The following is a 16,462-nucleotide window of genomic DNA, read 5'->3' as shown; positions in this document are numbered from 1 at the left end:
TAACTTTTTTTTATTTTTTTTGTGTATTGTTATTTTTTTGGCATTTTTACATAAAGTTTAGCATTTATTTACTTAAAATAAGTTTATGTATAAAATTTATCAGGACAATGCTGAATTGGTAGAAGACCTAAAAAGTGGACGGGAAAATGCTTATTCATTTTTAATACATACCTATCACAAAAAATTATTTGTTTATGCTCTGAGTTTGACAAATGACCAGGCTATGACACAGGATATTATACAAAATGTGTTTTTAAGGACTTGGGAGTTTAGGGCTAATCTTAAGACTGATTTTTCTATTAAGGGGTTTCTGTACAAATCGGTTTATAATGAGTTTATAAACCAGTACCATAGGAATCAGTCTATCTCGGTTCTAGAAAAAGTTTACGTAGAAGCTATAACCGAGGAAGTCAATGAGTTTAATCAGGATCTCTTTGAAAAGAAAATGATTTTAATTAACAAAGAAATAGAGGGTTTGCCCTCTAAATGTAAACAAACATTTCTTTTAAGTAAAAAAGAAGGTTTGACCAATATTGAAATAGCTGAGTATTTAAATATTTCATTAAAAACCGTCGAAGCACACATTACAAAAGCATATTCCATAATAAGAAAAAGAATTAGGAAAAAGACTCATAGTATGTTGTTTTTACTTTTTGGAATAAAAATTAACCACGACTTAGTTAAACTCAAGAGATAAGAACCCTCAATAGACTATTAAGCTATTTTACTTAAGGCAAAAACAGTATCATTTCACGCAATTTTAAGTGTAGATTATTAGCTTCTTATAGTGTTATTTTGAAGAGTTGTCAAAAGTTTAAGCTTGTACTTGTTAATAAAAGAAGAGTAAGTCGGGCAAAACATTAAACTTTCATTTTAACAAAACCTAAAATATTATGGGAAATAGATACATTAATTTATTAATGGTAGTAATAGTGCTTTTTTTTGGATGTGAAAAAAAAGGAACTCAACCAAAGCCCTATGGGGCTTTGCCTTCTGAAAGACAATTAGCTTGGCATGAATTGGAAACCTACGCTTTTCTACACTTTACAACAAATACGTTTACCGATCTGGAATGGGGCTTTGGAGATGAAAGCCCCGAAATTTTTAATCCAAGCGATTTTAACGCAGATCAGGTTATAGGTACTTTGGCAAAAGCAGGGTTTAAGGGAGCTATAATTACCGCTAAACACCATGATGGGTTTTGTTTATGGCCTTCTGCCTATACTGAGCATTCTGTGAAAAACTCACCTTGGAAAAACGGTAAAGGCGATGTGGTTCGTGAAATTTCTGAGGCTTGTGAAAAATATGGGATAAAATTTGGGGTGTACCTTTCTCCTTGGGATCGTAACCATTCTGAATATGGTAATGAAAAGTATATTGAATACTACCGCAACCAGTTAAAAGAACTGCTCACAAATTATGGCGATGTTTTTGAAGTTTGGTTTGATGGAGCCAATGGAGGTGATGGTTATTATGGCGGTGCTAATGAGACACGTAAGATCGATAGAACCAGTTATTATGGTTGGGATAAAAATATTGATATTGTAAGATCTTTACAATCTAATGCGATAATGTTTAGTGATGCAGGGCCAGATAGTCGTTGGGTTGGTAACGAACATGGTCATGCCAAGGATTCTTGTTGGGCTACTTATACACCATTGCCCAATAAAGGGTTTTCAAAAGCATCAGCTGGAACTACTCAATATTGGATCGGAGAAACTGGGACGATGAACGGAGAATATTGGATGCCTGCAGAGGTAGATGTTTCTATACGACCAGGATGGTTTTATCATACCCATGAAGACGAAAAAGTAAAGAATTTAAATGATTTATTGGATATATACTTTCACTCGGTAGGTAATGGTGCGTCTCTAAATTTAAATGTGCCACCAGATCGTAGAGGGCAAATACATTCGATTGATTCTTTGCGTCTAATGGAATTTAAAAAATATTTGGATAGAGCCTTTGCCAATAATTTGCTACAAGGAGCTAAGGTGCGTTCAAGTAATAACAGAGGAAGTGATTTTAGTGCAAATAACCTTTTAGATGGTTCAAATGAAACCTATTGGGCAACAGAAGATGCAACAACAACAGCAACTATTGATTTTGAATTAAAAGGAGAGCAAACATTTAATTGCATCATGCTTCAGGAGTACATCCGTTTAGGACAACGTATCAGCGGTTTTTCAATTGAAATAACTGATGGAGATAGTTGGAAGGAAATAGCAAACGCATCAACCGTAGGATATAAGAAAATAGTTCGTTTTAATACTGTTAAGAGTAATAGGATAAGGGTCAATATTAAAAGTGCTCTAGCTTGTCCAACTTTAACAGAGGTTAAGTTGTTTAATATAGAATAAGTTCTAAGTAGAACTACTTGGGCTTTGTCAGATAAGCAAAGCCCTTAATATTTTTCAATCACGTCTTAGAGATTGTTAAATTAGACTTATAGTATCTGTATATAATGTTTAAGAGATATAAGTTTTTATACTTATTTTTATATTTTTGTTCCAACGTTTGAACAATTTGAAAAAGTTAAAGGTAGGGTCTTAGGTTGTATGTAAAAATTGCTGCTTAAAGCAAATACAGTAGATCTCTTTGCAAGAATAGTTGTAGGGGGTAAAGACGATTAGTCATTACTTTGAAGGGTACGGTGTATTTTGAATGATGATGCGATTGGAGACTAATGCTCTGTATAATAATTACAATGAAGCGAATAATAGTATTGTGTAATATAAACAATTGAAAATAAGATAAATGGGAAAAAGTTTAGTTGTACTAGCGGTTAGTTTATTTATAGCATGCTCCAAACCGAATAAGGATATCCAAATAACTTTTAGTGAACACGATTTGGTATCAACAACCTTAGCTAAAAGTTGGGACGAAGGCATTCCTTTGGGGAATGGTGTTATAGGGGCTCTTGTATGGGAAAAAGAAGAGCGTTTAAGGATGTCTCTAGATAATGTAAACTTATGGGATTTGCGTCCTATGGAAAACCTAAATACCCCAGATTACAAATTTTCATGGGTTTATGAACAATGGAAGAATGACACTTATAAAGAGGTGCAAAAAAAGTTTGATGTTCCTTACGACAGATCACCAGCACCTTCAAAAATACCTGGAGCTGGTCTAGAATTCAATATTGAAGTCTTAGGTGCGGTTGACTCAACGCGTTTGTCTATAGCCGATGCCATCTGTAGTATTGACTGGAAGAATGGAGCCAAATTTAGGGCATTTGTACATGCGTCAGAACACATTGGCTGGTTTAGTTTTAAAGGAGTCCCAGAAGGATTTAAGCCATTATTGATACCACCTGCTTATAATGTTTCTGGTGAAAGTAAAGAAGAATCGCCTGTTACGGGACAGGACTTGCGTCGCTTGGGTTATGAAAAAGGGAATGTAGAAGAAAATGAACATAGCATTACCTATACCCAGAAAGGTTGGGGCGGTTTCATTTACGATGTTAATGTTGCCTGGGAACAAAAAGGAGATGTTTTAGAAGGATGTTGGAGTATTAGTACAAGGTTTCCCGATTGGAAAGAAACGAAAGATTCCAGGATTTTGGTTAATGAAGCATTGCAGCGAGGTTTTAATAAGAATTTAAGTACACATAAGAATTGGTGGAAAAACTTTTGGTCAAAATCAGCCATTAATGTTCCGGATAAGGTACTGGAAAAACAATGGTACCTTGAGCAGTATAAATTTGGATCTGCAGCCCGTGATGGAGCACCTCCTATATCGCTTCAGGCCGTTTGGACTGCCGATAACGGTAAATTGCCGCCTTGGAAAGGGGATTACCATCACGATTTAAATACCCAATTAAGTTACTGGCCAGCATATTCTGGTAACCATCTTGATTTGGAAAAAGGCTACTTAGAGTGGCTATTGAAGTACAAAAGTACTTTTAAAAAGTATACAAAGGACTATTTTGAATCGGATGGTTTGGCTGTTCCCGGTGTTACAACATTAACCGGAGAGCCTATGGGAGGGTGGATCCAGTATGCATTTGGCCCAACAGTTTCTGGTTGGTTGAGTCAACATTTCTATCTGCATTGGCGTTATACTATGGATAGGTCGTTTTTAGAGAATAAAGCTTATCCATGGATAAGAGAAGTAGCTCAGTTTTTTGAAGATATTTCTGTGAAAAGTGAAACAGGGTTAAGGAAGTTACCCATTAGTGCCAGTCCAGAAATTCATGATAATTCCAAGGAAGCTTGGTTTGAGGAAACAACAAATTTCGATTTGGCAGCCATACGTTGGACTTATGAAAAAGCAGCCGAACTGGCTCTGGAATTGGGTAAAGAAGAGGATGCTAAAAAATGGGAAAAGGTATTACAGGAGTGGCCATACTTTGCTATCGATGAGTCAGAGGGTTTGATGTTTGCTCCAGACCACCCTTATGAAGAGTCCCACCGTCATTTTTCACATTTAATGGCGTTTCATCCTTACGGTCTAATTGATTATTCTAAAGATGAAGCTCATAAAAAGATAATAGATAATACAATAGGTCATCTTGTAAATGTTGGTTCCGATTATTTTACAGGTTACTCCTTTAGTTGGCTAGCTAATTTGCAAGCGCGCGCTTTTGATGGGAAAGCAGCCGCTAAAACCCTAAGAATATTTGCTGAAAACTTTTGCTTGCCCAATTCCTTTCACGTAAATGGTGAGCAGCATAACAGAGGATATTCTAAGTTTAAGTACCGTCCATTTACTTTAGAAGGGAATTTTGCATTTGCAGCAGCCGTCCAGGAGATGCTTATCCAAAGTCATACGGGAATCATCCATGTATTTCCAGCAATCCCAGATGATTGGGCAGACGTAAGTTTTGATACCTTACGAACAGAAGGCGCTTTCCTTGTTTCGGCCAAAAAAGAAGCAGGAGAGATTGTTCAAGTTTCAATACTCGCAGAAAAAGGAGGTGTTTTGAAATTAAAGAACCCATTTGGAGATCGAAACTTTATTCTTGATGCAACCTATACACAAGAAAACGGCATAATTACTATTCAAACACAGGCAAATCAAAAGATAAATATAATTGCGGATGAAGCATAAGTGTTTTATTTCAGGAATGACGATTGGTTGTTTGCTTATAATAAGCAACATCATCTTGTCTTGCTCAAGTAGCTCCAATGAGGAAACAAGAACAATAGATAGTGAAACCCATATTGGGCTTCAAAATGCCTTTGTTAAGGTTACTTTTAAGAAGAAGACAGGACAAATAGACTCGATCTGTAATAAGTCTACACAAGACAATTATATAAAAAATGAAAAAGGAGGAAATATTTTCAGGCTTTTTGCCAATACAACGTCAATGCCTTATCTGCGAGCAGGTGCACAGGATAACGCTTATGGAGGTATTTTAATTGATCCTCATTCATGTAGTATTAATAGTTATAGTGTTAAAGAAGGCAAAGACCTAAAAACACTTGAGATTGTCTATATACATGAAAATACGCAGCTTCAGGTTACGTTAAAAGTAGAACTTCACAATGCTTCGGGAACATTCGATACGCATCTAGCAGTAAAAAATGTAGGAAGTAAACCTGTTTCAGTTTATACAGCATTTCCATACTTTACCGGTATTTGTTTGGGTAGTGACAAAAACACTAATTTAACTGTTAACATGTGGGATAGAGGATACCCTGGGGTTAAAGCATGGGAGCGCCCTATTGGGGGGATTTATGGAAAGGATGTGTCGATGCAATGGCAAACGGTTTATGAGCCGGTTAAAAAGCAAGGCTTCGCTTTTATAGTTCAGGATAAGGACTTTAGTAATAAAGTGATGTCTACATTTCCAGAAGGCGGGATGGCATCTTTCTATTTTGATAAAAAACGAATAGATGCTGGCAAAGCCCAAATCTGGCCTTCAGCTAAAATATTAGCTTACAATGGAAATTGGAGAACAGCTGCAAAAGCTTATCATGCTTGGTTTTCTGGCAATATTGAAACACGAAAAGTCCCCAATTGGTATAAAGAAGAAGTGACGACCCGTTCGAGCACTTGGTTTCCAGATAAAAAGGCAGTAGCTAAAAATATGGAGACAGGCCAAGAGAATGTATTTACCTCTTTTGAACAACTACATGGTTTGTTCAGTAAGCCAATATTTGGCAATGATATTAACGACTGTATGGAGATAGCCATGTGGAACGAAGGCGTTAATCGTTGGCCAGAAACCTACGGACCGTGGATGTCATCTGGATTTATAGATTTTAGGTCAGATCTAGGAGGCTTAGAGGCTTTTAAAAAAGGTGTTGAGACTTGCCATAAATATGGAAGAAGAGTAGCTATGTATGTAGCCGCTTATGGAGCCCGTAAAACCAGCCCAATGTTTGAAGGGGATTGGGAAAAGTTTGCTATTAAAAATAGAAATGGCAAACCTGTTCTGGATTACAGACAAGGAGATGAGATTTATGGTGCATTTAATTGCCCGGGATACAAGCCTTGGCAGGATAATTTAATTAGGGTGTGTACCATGCTGGCCAAAGCAGGTGTGGATGAGATTCGATTGGATGAATTTGGATTCCCATTTCGACCCTGCTATAATGAAGTCCATGCACATGAGAGCCCTTTTAATGCTAACAAGTGGATGCGAGATTGTTTGAAGAGGATTAGGGAAGCTACCGATAAAATAAATCCTGATTTTTTTATTTCTACAGAATTTTACATGGATTATTTCCATGAAAGTACCAATGGAGCCTTAATAATGGATTGCTCTGGTAGTGAAATTGATGCCATGAAAGTAGCCATGCCAAACTATTTACCACTATCATACCATGCCAGTGCCCCTGAGGCGGCCATTACGGGAGCCATAATGAGCAAAACGGAAAACCAAAGACGCAATTGGGCTTGGTCTAAAGTAGGCACCGAAAAACCCGATGATTATAATGAAGATTTTGTTATTGATTTAAGATGGCATGAGTTGCACCCCACATTTGCCAATGCTGTTACCTATGGCGATGTTACCGAATGGGATCCTGTTGCAGAAAATGACTCAAAGTGGATGGGACATTTATGGAAATCGGAAGCTTATTGGGTCTTAACAGGAGGCCATGTAGATGCTACACCTCTTAAAGAAGATAAAGTGCTTGTAAGGCTCCCGGAATTGCCAGAAAATGTTAAAGTAGCCTACGAGTTTAATGTGGAAACATTGGAAATGAACGAAGTATCCATCCAGCATAACGATAAAGGTACATACGTAGCGTTGAAGTCGGCCGTTTCGGCAGTTTTGTTTCCGTTACCCAATTGCCCTGCCTTACCTATAATTAATCAGCATATAGAACAAGGACAAGAGGTTAAAATTACCGTATCTCTTTTTGCGCCTTGGCAAAAGGATAAACAAAAAACAAGTCTTAACAATATCGAATGTATAGCACCTGGGTTTCATGTTGAGGGGGACTTAGATGGGGACACGCGAATTTTTACAATTCCCCTGACGGAAATGACTCCAGAGGGAAAATTTTACTATACCGTAACTGGAGATTGTTTAAAAGTTAAAAGGTGGTTTGAAATCAATAGATAGAAAAGCCAGTATAAAGAATAAACATAATTAGAGTTAAATAAATGAGATCAAAAAAGTTTTTTATTCATTTCGTTATATGTGTATTGTTAATAGGGCAAGTACAAGCCCAAATAAAAGAACGCGAACGCCCTGTAGAATGGGATAGTTTGGTGCATGGCGGGCGTTTTATGGATAGGTTTCTGCCTATGCCAGTACAAGGGCAATTAACAACAGATACTTGGGGCGCCAAAAATGTTATTCCTCGGTATGTAGATAATGGAATTGAAGATAATATAAACTCATATTGGGGAGGAAATGCTGTATTGGGAGACGACAACAAATACCACCTTTTTGTTTGTGGATGGCCAGAAAATGCTCCCAAGGGGCATATGTATTGGAGTAAGTCTACTGTATTCCATGCTGTTTCCGAAAATTCATTTGGACCTTACAAGATTGCAGAAACTGTAGGCAAAGGGCATAACCCAGAAGTATATAGGTTAAAAGACGGTAGGTATGTTGTATATGTTATAGGAGGCTATTATCTTTCTGATGCTATCTATGGCCCTTGGAAATATAACAAGTTTGAGTTTAACAAACGCGATAGGAAAATTATTGAAGGATTAAGTAACTTAAGTTTTGCCCAGAGAGAAGACGGTTCGTATTTAATGGTGTGTCGCGGTGGCGGTATTTGGTTTAGCAAAACGGGAGTGTCTCCTTATAATCAAGTTACCGAAAAGCGTGTGTATCCGCCAGTTGAGGGGGAATTTGAAGATCCATTAGTGTGGAAAACCAATGTTCAGTACCATATGATCGTAAATGACTGGTTAGGTCGTATAGCCTACAGTTTAAGATCCAAAGATGGGGTTACATGGAAAGTTGATCCAGGAGAAGCATATATGCCTGGGATATCTAAATATGAAGATGGCACTAAGGTCGATTGGTTTAAATATGAACGTATTAAAGTGCTTCAGGATAAATACGGAAGGGCAACACAGGCGCATTTCGCGGTGATTGATACTATTAAATGGCATGATCTTGAAAATGACAACCATAGCTCAAAACATATTGTTATACCATTAACTGTAGGACGTTTGGCAACTGTGCTCAATAAGAAAAAGATTAGTGCCAAAACTAAAGCAGTACAGGTTAAAATAGCAGCGGAGCCCGATTTTAATCCGCATACTGATATCGATGTTGCATCCTTAAGATTTGGAGCCACCGAAGCAGTGAATTTTGGAAAAGGAGCAAAGGTCATTAAAACAGAAAAGATGGGAGAGGATCTCATTATTACATTTGATGGGAAAAGTCATGGACTTACAGAGTCTAATTTTGCAGGAAAAATAATAGGAAAATCCAGTAAAGGAGACCTTTTATTTGCATATACACGTTTACCGGGAGTAGATTATGTAACGCCTATATTATCGGCCAGATTACCAAAGATAAAACCTTCATTAAAAGGTGCAGGTCTAACGGTTGAAGTTCAGAATTTTGGACAAGTGCCTTCAAAAAAGGCTAAGATAATGATTGTATGTTCAAAGGGAGGCAAAGACATTGATATTATTAAAGGAACGGTTCCCGAATTATTGCCCTTTGAGAAAACAGATGTTTATTTAAAGAGTAAAGCTTCTTTCGATAAGGGTGAAACATATAAGATTAAAGTTGTAATAAATCCAGATACTTCCAATCCAATTGTATTGCATGGCGAAGCAATGCCTGTGCCTTAGAAAATAGAACTAAAAGGTCTGTAATAAAGTGTGTTTTGGAATGTTTGTTTAAAAGATGCCGTATAAATTTCTGTTTATAAGTCGTAATATCTTCGTAATTTTTATTAGAAACCAGTTGTGTTTTGTTTACAAATACATCATGATTTTCTAATTATTGTCAAAGACTATATGCTGCTTCTTGTTCAAAAAGAATTACAGAGCCAATCTTAAAGCCCAAATTAATGTCTGCAAAGTGTTCAAAACCATACAGGAAGCGAAATACAGTGAAAAATGTATCAAAATTAACCGTTAAAATTTTAACGTTTGAACTTTTTTTTGTTATTTGAGCCCCCGTAATAAAAATGGATTAAAAATACAGAGAGGTGGCCGAGTGGTCGAAGGCGCACGCCTGGAAAGTGTGTATACGTCAAAAGCGTATCGAGGGTTCGAATCCCTTCCTCTCTGCTGTTATTTTATTTTTAGTTGCATTTTTTTTATATCTTTAACACTTTAAACTAATAAAATTAAGATCTAGAACATGAAAAGATTATTTTCTATCCTTGCCATTACTGGTGTTATGGCATTCGGAACTGTTAATGCTAATGCAAGCACAACTACTGCGGCAACTACAACTGCAGTTGTAAGTACAACACAAGATGATGCAGCAGAGCCTGCTGAGGAGCTTGGATTTCACCAAGAATTAAAAAAGCGATTTATTGAAGGAGGTCCTGAGTTTATGGGGATTGTATTATTATGTTTAATTCTAGGATTAGCAATAGCTATAGAGAGAATTATCTTTTTAAACCTTTCAACGACAAACACAAAAAAATTAACTAAAGAAGTTGAGGAAGCTTTAGCTTCTGGTGGCGTGGAATCGGCTAAAGAAGTATGTAGAAATACAAAAGGTCCTATCGCTTCTATTTACTACCAAGGATTAGATAGAACAGATGAAGGTCTGGACGCTGTAGAAAAAGCTGTTGTAGCTTATGGTGGGGTACAAATGGGACAATTAGAGAAAAACGTATCTTGGATTTCTTTATTTATCGCATTGGCACCAATGCTTGGGTTCATGGGAACAGTAATAGGTATGATTCAAGCATTCGATAAAATTGAAGCAGCTGGTGATATGCAGCCATCACTTGTAGCAGGAGGTATTAAAGTAGCACTTTTAACAACAGTATTTGGTTTGATTGTTGCGATTATACTTCAAATTTTTTACAATTATATTATTGCTAAAATCGATAGTATCGTTAATGAAATGGAAGACGCTTCTATTACGTTAATGGATTTGTTGATCAGACAAAAGCAGTAATAATCTAATAATAAAGAATTATGAATTTATATAAAATAATAAAGATTATAGCTTATGCTCTGGGTATTATTGGTGCAATATTTGTGCTAATGATTATGTCATCGGGGTCAGAAAGTATGATCGATAACATATTATTTGTAACATATGCTGTACTAGCTTTAGTTTTGGTATTAGTACTAATATATGTTTTAAAAGGATTGTTCACCGGAAACATTAAAAAGACCTTAGTTACGGTAGGAATATTTTTGGCTATCGTATTTGTGTCGTATGCAATGTCTTCTGGAGCAGACCTAGATTTAAAGCCTTTTACAGATAAAGGGCAGGATATCACAGAAGCTACTTCTAAAAAGGTAGGAGCCGGATTATATACATTCTATGTACTTGCATTTTTGGCAATTGCATCAATGGCATTTTCTGGTGTTAAAAAAATATTTAAATAATTATGGCAAAACGAGCAGCACCGGAAGTTAATGCAGGCTCTATGGCCGACATTGCCTTCTTATTATTAATATTTTTCCTTGTAACAACAACCATTGAAACAGACTCGGGAATTAACCGTAAGTTGCCTCCTATAGAGGACAATACGGAGCCGCCTATTATTAAGCAGAAAAATATCTTTACTGTATTGATAAATGGTAGGAATCAGTTGATGGTTGAAGAGGAGTTAACGGAACTTAAGGACTTAAGGAAAGCCGCTATTGAATTTTTGGATAATGGCGGTGATGGATCCTGTAGTTATTGTAACGGGAAAAAGGACGAGAAATCATCAGATAATCCAGACAAGGCTATTATATCTTTAAAAAACGAAAGAGAAACATCTTATGAGACTTATATATCGGTTCAAAATGAATTGGTAGCTGCTTATAATGAACTTAGAAATAGAAGAGCCCAAAGTGTACACGGCAAATCTTTTATTGAAATGCAAGAAAATTATAAGGATGTTAACTGGCCAGGAAATAAAGATAAGTTGAAGGAGCAGATAGATCAGATAAAACTGGACTATCCTATGAAGCTTTCAGAAGTACAGTAATAAAAGTTTAATACATACTATTATGTCTAAATTTAAAAAGAAAAAAAGCGGCGAAGTTCCTGCAGTAAGTACAGCATCGTTACCTGATATTGTATTTATGTTATTGTTCTTCTTCATGGTAGCCACAGTTATGAGGCAAAATACCTTGATGATTGAGAATAACTTGCCTTTTGCCGATCAAGTTGAAAAACTTGACAAAAAAGACTTGGTCATGTATATTTATGCAGGGAAACCAAGTGCCAATTACAAGCAGTATGGAACTGAAGCTAGAATTCAGCTAAATGATAAATTTGCTAATGTAAGTGATATAGCGGCCTTTATTGCAGCTGAAAGAGATTCTAAGCGTGAAGAATTGGTACCATTTTTAACTACTGCATTGAAAGTAGATAGTAAATCCAATATGGGGTTGATTATGGATATTAAACAAGAGCTGCGTAAAGTAAATGCTCTTAAAATTAACTATACAACCAAAAAAGGTAGTGTACTTAATCAATAAGTTAAACTCTTAATTTTATATTATAAAGGCGTTTTGATTTATCAAAACGCCTTTTAATTTTTGTTAGTGCCAACAATATAATAGTACCTTTGCTGTTACTATCTTTATAATGTTGATTGTATATTAAGAGTTAGTATTTTAAAGTAGTTTGATAGTGAAGAAACTCATATATTTTTTATTTTTCTCTGTTGCAAGTTTTCAAGCGATATATCCCCAGGAGCTTGATATAAAAGTAGTAGACTCTCTTTATAAAGAAGATCAGTTCTACGCAGGAGTAACCTATAATTTACTTGGAGAAAAGCCTTCAGATCTTTCCCAAAGTGGTTTTTCAATAGGTTTGCACTTTGGGTTTATTAAAGATATGCCAATTAATAAAAACAGGGATGTATCAATTGGTATAGGGCTTGGGTATTCTGCAAATTCATTTAATCAAAATTTGAAGATCACGAAAGATGATCTTGGTGCTATTTCCTATAGTATTTTGGAAGCAGAGGACAACTATTCCAAGAATAAGTTCTCGAGCCATTTGTTAGAGCTTCCTGTTGAGTTTAGGTGGCGTACTTCCACTCCTGTTGAATATAAATTCTGGCGTATTTATACGGGGTTTAAACTAGGGTATTTGTTAGCGAATACTGTTAAGTTTAATGGGGATCCAGAACATTTAAAGTATAAGGGGCTCAAGGATTTCAATAGGCTGCAGTACGGTATAACCTTGTGCATGGGCTATAATACTTGGAATTTATATGCATATTATGCTTTAAACCCTATTTTTTCCAAAGATGCTATGCTGGATGGTAGAACCATAGACATGAATGCCATTAAGGTCGGTTTGATGTTTTATGTTTTATAACCAGTAGTTCACTAAAATGAGCTGAGGAAACATACCGATAAAACAACCTAGAATAAGTTCTAAATAACTGTGTGCCTTTACGTGAAGTCTTGATGTTGCTACAGCTCCAGTAATAATGGACATTAAGGCTAAAGTGCCATTTATATTAATGCTAAAGTGAATACTTAAGGCTATAAAAAACATGAACAGGCCAGAAACCGCAATCATATGGATACTCGCTTTAAACTTAAAGATTGCAAGGATAAGACATGAAAGCGTTGAGATTAAGATGCCGACAAAAAAATAGTAGAGTTCTATAACCTGCTTGGGGGTTAAGATACGCTGTAGTATTAATAGAAGAATAAAACAGTTAATAAGCAAAGGGATTATGCGCTCATTGGTTGATCTAAGGTATATGGATTTAACCTTTCCTAAAGTTTTTAAAAGGAAATAAATGACAATGGGCAATATGACGGTAAGGATGAAAAGCACAACTAATTTTGCTTGAATAGCTTGTATGGCTATATGACGGGGCGACTTCGCAAAATAAAATACAACGCCAAACAAAGGCATCAAGATAGGATGGAAAATAAACGATATACTTTTTAAGATACGGTCCATTTATATCTTTTTGCGCAATCGTGCTACAGGAATGTCTAATTGTTCGCGATATTTTGCAACAGTTCTTCTGGCTATGGGATAACCTTTTTCTTTTAAAATACTGGCCAATGTTTCATCGGTTAAGGGTTTTTTCTTGTTTTCTTCCTCAATAACCGTTTCCAGAATCTTTTTGATTTCTCTTGTAGAGACATCTTCTCCCTGGTCATTTTTCATAGACTCAGAAAAGAATTCTTTTATAAGTTTGGTGCCATAAGGCGTGTCTACATATTTACTGTTGGCAACCCGCGATACAGTAGAAACATCCATGGCAATCTCATCGGCAATGTCTTTGAGAATCATTGGTTTTAGCATGCGCTCATCACCGGTTAAAAAATAATCACGTTGATAGTGCATAATGGCACTCATGGTTATAAATAGGGTTTGTTGTCGTTGTTTTATTGCTTCAATAAACCATTTAGCAGCATCTAGTTTTTGTTTTATGAATATAATGGCATCTTTTTGGGACTTCGATTTCTCTTTCGTGTCCTTATAGCCTTTAAGCATGTCGTTATAAGATCTGGATACATGTAACTCGGGCGCATTGCGACCATTTAATGTTAACTCCAGTTCACCATCTACAATTTTAATAGCAAAATCGGGAACGATGTGCTCAACGATCCTATTATTGCCCGAATACGAACCACCTGGTTTAGGATTTAGATGCTCAATTTCAGATATGGCATCCCGTAATTGAATCTCACTTATGTCAAACTTTTGTATTAGCTTTTTGTAGTGCTTTTTGGTAAACTGTTCAAAAGCCGTGTCAATAATTTTAATGGCTAGGGCATTGTCGGCTGTTTTTTCTTTTCTGTGCAGCTGAATACTTAAGCATTCTTGTAAGTTTCTAGCTCCTACACCAGCAGGATCTAATTGATGTACAATCTTTAGGACTTTTTTAATCGTCTCTTCAGTAGTATACACATTCTGGGTGAAAGCCAGATCGTCCATTATATCGGATAGCGAGCGACGAATATAGCCGCTTTCGTCAACACTGCCCACTAGAAATTCTGCAATATCACGTTCTTCGTCTGAAAGTCTGTAGGTGTTTAGCTGGTTTATTAGGTACTGTGTAAATGATGTTCCGGCAGCATAGGGCATAGTCTTTTCTTCATCATCACTACTGTAATTATTTGCCTGTGTCCGGTAGTCTGGTATTTCGTCGTCACTTAAATATTCATCAACATTAATATCTTCAGCGCTAATAGATTCATTGTCATTAAAATCATCTGTAGAATTGTCTAAATCTGGGTCAAATTCATTATCGAGGTTTTCCTTGCCCCGTTCGAGTGCTGGATTTTCCTCTAATTCTTGCTTTAAGCGTTGTTCAAAAGCAAGTGTTGGCAACTGTATCAATTTCATCAATTGAATTTGTTGCGGGGACAATTTCTGCGATAATTTAAATTGTAACTGTTGCTTAAGCATGCTATAATTTGGTTTGAGATAAAAGTATAAAATTTCTTTTATCTCTTTGTGCAATACGACTTCTTTTTGTCTTAAAACTCTGCGCTCTGTGGTGTTCTTGGAAACGGAATAACATCTCTAATGTTGCTCATTCCAGTAACGAACATAACAAGGCGTTCGAAACCGAGGCCAAAACCCGAATGTACGGCAGAACCATATTTACGTAGGTCTAAATACCACCAAAGTTCCTCTTCTGGAATATTTAAGGCCGCCATTTTTTCTTTTAAAACGTCTAAGCGCTCTTCGCGTTGCGATCCACCAACCATTTCACCTATGCCTGGAAATAAAATATCCATAGCTCGAACGGTTTTTCCATCGTCATTCAAACGCATATAAAAGGCTTTAATATTAGCTGGGTAATCAAATAATATTACAGGGCATTTAAAGTGTTTTTCTACCAGATAACGTTCGTGCTCACTTTGTAAATCCGTACCCCATTCGTTTATAGGATATTTGAATTTCTTTTTCTTGTTTGGTTTAGAGTTTCTTAAAATATCTATGGCTTCGGTATAACTAACGCGTTTAAAATGATTATCTGTAACAAAATTGAGCTTTTCAATAAGTGTCATGTTACTACGTTCTGCTTGTGGTTTTGACTTATCTTCATCTTGTAGCCTTTTGTCCAGAAAGTTTAGATCTTCTTTGTTATGTTCTAAAACGTACTTTAGTACAAATTTCATAAAGTCTTCTGCCAAATCCATATTTCCCGCAAGATCCATAAAGGCTACTTCTGGTTCAATCATCCAAAACTCTGCCAAATGACGTGAGGTATTTGAATTTTCTGCTCTAAAAGTTGGGCCAAACGTATAAACTTTTCCTAAAGACATGGCATAGGTCTCGGCTTCTAACTGACCAGAAACGGTAAGATTGGTTTCTTTACCAAAAAAATCTTGGCTATAATCTACTTTGCCATCATCATTTAGTGGCGGATTTTTGGCATCTAATGCGGTTACACGAAACATTTCACCAGCCCCTTCAGCATCACTACCGGTAATAATGGGTGTGTGCATATAGTAAAACCCATTATCGTTAAAATATTTGTGTATGGCGAACGATAAAGCAGAACGCAAACGCATAACGGCACTAAATGTATTTGTTCTGGTACGTAAGTGTGCATTTTCCCTTAAAAACTCAAAGGAATGTTTTTTAGGTTGAATAGGATAGGTTTCAGGATCTGAATCCCCTAAAACCTCTAAAGACTCGACTTGTATTTCTACAGATTGCCCTTTACCTTGGCTTTCGACCAATTCTCCTGTAACATGTATAGCTGCACCTGTTGCTATGCGTTTCAAAATTGTATCGTCAAACTTTTCAAAATCAATAACACATTGGATATTGTTTATCGTAGAGCCGTCGTTTAAAGCTATAAAACGATTCGCTCTAAACGTTCTTACCCAACCTTTAATATCTACTTCTGTTAAAACATTTTCTTGTGATAAAAGTTCCGAAACAGTGCTTGTTTTCATATACTAA

Annotated in this window: 13 protein-coding genes and 1 tRNA gene; 11 read left to right on the top strand and 3 right to left on the bottom strand. The window is 36.2% G+C overall.

The genetic code is table 11. The features are described 5' to 3' along the window. The first annotated feature begins 85 nt into the window (after window positions 1-85). The 11 genes from ABD792_RS06770 (at window position 86) to ABD792_RS06720 (ending at window position 12,889) form a co-directional block, all read left to right on the top strand. Window positions 86-697 carry an RNA polymerase sigma factor gene (locus ABD792_RS06770; RefSeq protein ID WP_345005111.1) on the top strand — a complete coding sequence of 204 codons (612 nt, stop codon included), beginning with the start codon at window positions 86-88 and terminating at the stop codon, window positions 695-697. 196 nt (window positions 698-893) lie between these two features. Then, the gene (locus tag ABD792_RS06765; protein WP_345005110.1) at window positions 894-2,360 is read left to right on the top strand and encodes an alpha-L-fucosidase; all 1,467 of its coding nucleotides are present in this window, start codon (window positions 894-896) and stop codon (window positions 2,358-2,360) included. A gap of 397 nt (window positions 2,361-2,757) precedes the next feature. Continuing rightward, window positions 2,758-5,052, top strand: a complete 2,295-nt coding sequence (locus ABD792_RS06760; RefSeq protein WP_345005109.1) for a glycosyl hydrolase family 95 catalytic domain-containing protein — start codon at window positions 2,758-2,760, stop codon at window positions 5,050-5,052. Next, on the top strand, window positions 5,042-7,519 hold the full coding sequence (locus ABD792_RS06755; RefSeq protein ID WP_345005108.1) for a hypothetical protein: 2,478 nt from the start codon (window positions 5,042-5,044) through the stop codon (window positions 7,517-7,519). Before ABD792_RS06760 ends, ABD792_RS06755 begins: the two co-directional genes overlap by 11 nt. Before the next feature lie 41 nt (window positions 7,520-7,560). Then, the gene (locus ABD792_RS06750; protein WP_345005107.1) at window positions 7,561-9,222 is read left to right on the top strand and encodes a glycoside hydrolase family protein; all 1,662 of its coding nucleotides are present in this window, start codon (window positions 7,561-7,563) and stop codon (window positions 9,220-9,222) included. A 356-nt stretch (window positions 9,223-9,578) separates the two neighbouring features. Continuing rightward, window positions 9,579-9,666, top strand: a tRNA-Ser gene (locus ABD792_RS06745). A 73-nt stretch (window positions 9,667-9,739) separates the two neighbouring features. Then, the gene (locus tag ABD792_RS06740; RefSeq protein WP_345005106.1) at window positions 9,740-10,513 is read left to right on the top strand and encodes a MotA/TolQ/ExbB proton channel family protein; all 774 of its coding nucleotides are present in this window, start codon (window positions 9,740-9,742) and stop codon (window positions 10,511-10,513) included. A gap of 20 nt (window positions 10,514-10,533) precedes the next feature. Then, window positions 10,534-10,953 carry a hypothetical protein gene (locus tag ABD792_RS06735; protein WP_345005105.1) on the top strand — a complete coding sequence of 140 codons (420 nt, stop codon included), beginning with the start codon at window positions 10,534-10,536 and terminating at the stop codon, window positions 10,951-10,953. Between the two features lie 2 nt (window positions 10,954-10,955). Next, the gene (locus tag ABD792_RS06730) at window positions 10,956-11,543 is read left to right on the top strand and encodes an ExbD/TolR family protein (RefSeq protein ID WP_345005104.1); all 588 of its coding nucleotides are present in this window, start codon (window positions 10,956-10,958) and stop codon (window positions 11,541-11,543) included. 22 nt (window positions 11,544-11,565) lie between these two features. Beyond that, a complete protein-coding gene (locus ABD792_RS06725) occupies window positions 11,566-12,039 on the top strand; it encodes an ExbD/TolR family protein (RefSeq protein ID WP_345005102.1) in 474 nt (157 codons plus the stop codon). Window positions 12,040-12,193: 154 nt separating this feature from the next. Then, window positions 12,194-12,889 carry a porin family protein gene (locus ABD792_RS06720; RefSeq protein ID WP_345005100.1) on the top strand — a complete coding sequence of 232 codons (696 nt, stop codon included), beginning with the start codon at window positions 12,194-12,196 and terminating at the stop codon, window positions 12,887-12,889. Here ABD792_RS06720 and ABD792_RS06715 read toward each other — a convergent pair. From ABD792_RS06715 to asnS, 3 genes are all read right to left on the bottom strand, one after another. Next, window positions 12,884-13,489 carry a hypothetical protein gene (locus tag ABD792_RS06715; protein ID WP_345005099.1) on the bottom strand — a complete coding sequence of 202 codons (606 nt, stop codon included), beginning with the start codon at window positions 13,487-13,489 and terminating at the stop codon, window positions 12,884-12,886. The genes ABD792_RS06720 and ABD792_RS06715 overlap by 6 nt on opposite strands. Further along, a complete protein-coding gene (gene rpoN / locus ABD792_RS06710) occupies window positions 13,490-14,950 on the bottom strand; it encodes an RNA polymerase factor sigma-54 (protein ID WP_345005098.1) in 1,461 nt (486 codons plus the stop codon). A gap of 71 nt (window positions 14,951-15,021) precedes the next feature. Continuing rightward, the gene (gene asnS, locus ABD792_RS06705) at window positions 15,022-16,455 is read right to left on the bottom strand and encodes an asparagine--tRNA ligase (protein WP_345005096.1); all 1,434 of its coding nucleotides are present in this window, start codon (window positions 16,453-16,455) and stop codon (window positions 15,022-15,024) included. Window positions 16,456-16,462 lie beyond the last annotated feature (7 nt).

The sequence above is a fragment of the Snuella lapsa genome (genome assembly GCF_039539345.1).
Taxonomy (GTDB): Bacteria; Bacteroidota; Bacteroidia; order Flavobacteriales; family Flavobacteriaceae; genus Snuella; species Snuella lapsa.
Note: the sequence above shows the minus strand (reverse complement) of the source record. Positions and strands in the feature narration are given on the sequence as shown.

Bases quoted from the DNA above. Each gene is read 5' to 3' on its own strand.
- ABD792_RS06770 (WP_345005111.1), top strand. From the start codon at position 86: ATGTATAAAATTTATCAGGACAATGCTGAATTGGTAGAAGACCTAAAA.
- ABD792_RS06765 (WP_345005110.1), top strand. From the start codon at position 894: ATGGGAAATAGATACATTAATTTATTAATGGTAGTAATAGTGCTTTTT.
- ABD792_RS06760 (WP_345005109.1), top strand. From the start codon at position 2,758: ATGGGAAAAAGTTTAGTTGTACTAGCGGTTAGTTTATTTATAGCATGC.
- ABD792_RS06755 (WP_345005108.1), top strand. From the start codon at position 5,042: ATGAAGCATAAGTGTTTTATTTCAGGAATGACGATTGGTTGTTTGCTT.
- ABD792_RS06750 (WP_345005107.1), top strand. From the start codon at position 7,561: ATGAGATCAAAAAAGTTTTTTATTCATTTCGTTATATGTGTATTGTTA.
- ABD792_RS06740 (WP_345005106.1), top strand. From the start codon at position 9,740: ATGAAAAGATTATTTTCTATCCTTGCCATTACTGGTGTTATGGCATTC.
- ABD792_RS06735 (WP_345005105.1), top strand. From the start codon at position 10,534: ATGAATTTATATAAAATAATAAAGATTATAGCTTATGCTCTGGGTATT.
- ABD792_RS06730 (WP_345005104.1), top strand. From the start codon at position 10,956: ATGGCAAAACGAGCAGCACCGGAAGTTAATGCAGGCTCTATGGCCGAC.
- ABD792_RS06725 (WP_345005102.1), top strand. From the start codon at position 11,566: ATGTCTAAATTTAAAAAGAAAAAAAGCGGCGAAGTTCCTGCAGTAAGT.
- ABD792_RS06715 (WP_345005099.1), bottom strand. From the start codon at position 13,489: ATGGACCGTATCTTAAAAAGTATATCGTTTATTTTCCATCCTATCTTG.
- rpoN (WP_345005098.1), bottom strand. From the start codon at position 14,950: ATGCTTAAGCAACAGTTACAATTTAAATTATCGCAGAAATTGTCCCCG.
- asnS (WP_345005096.1), bottom strand. From the start codon at position 16,455: ATGAAAACAAGCACTGTTTCGGAACTTTTATCACAAGAAAATGTTTTA.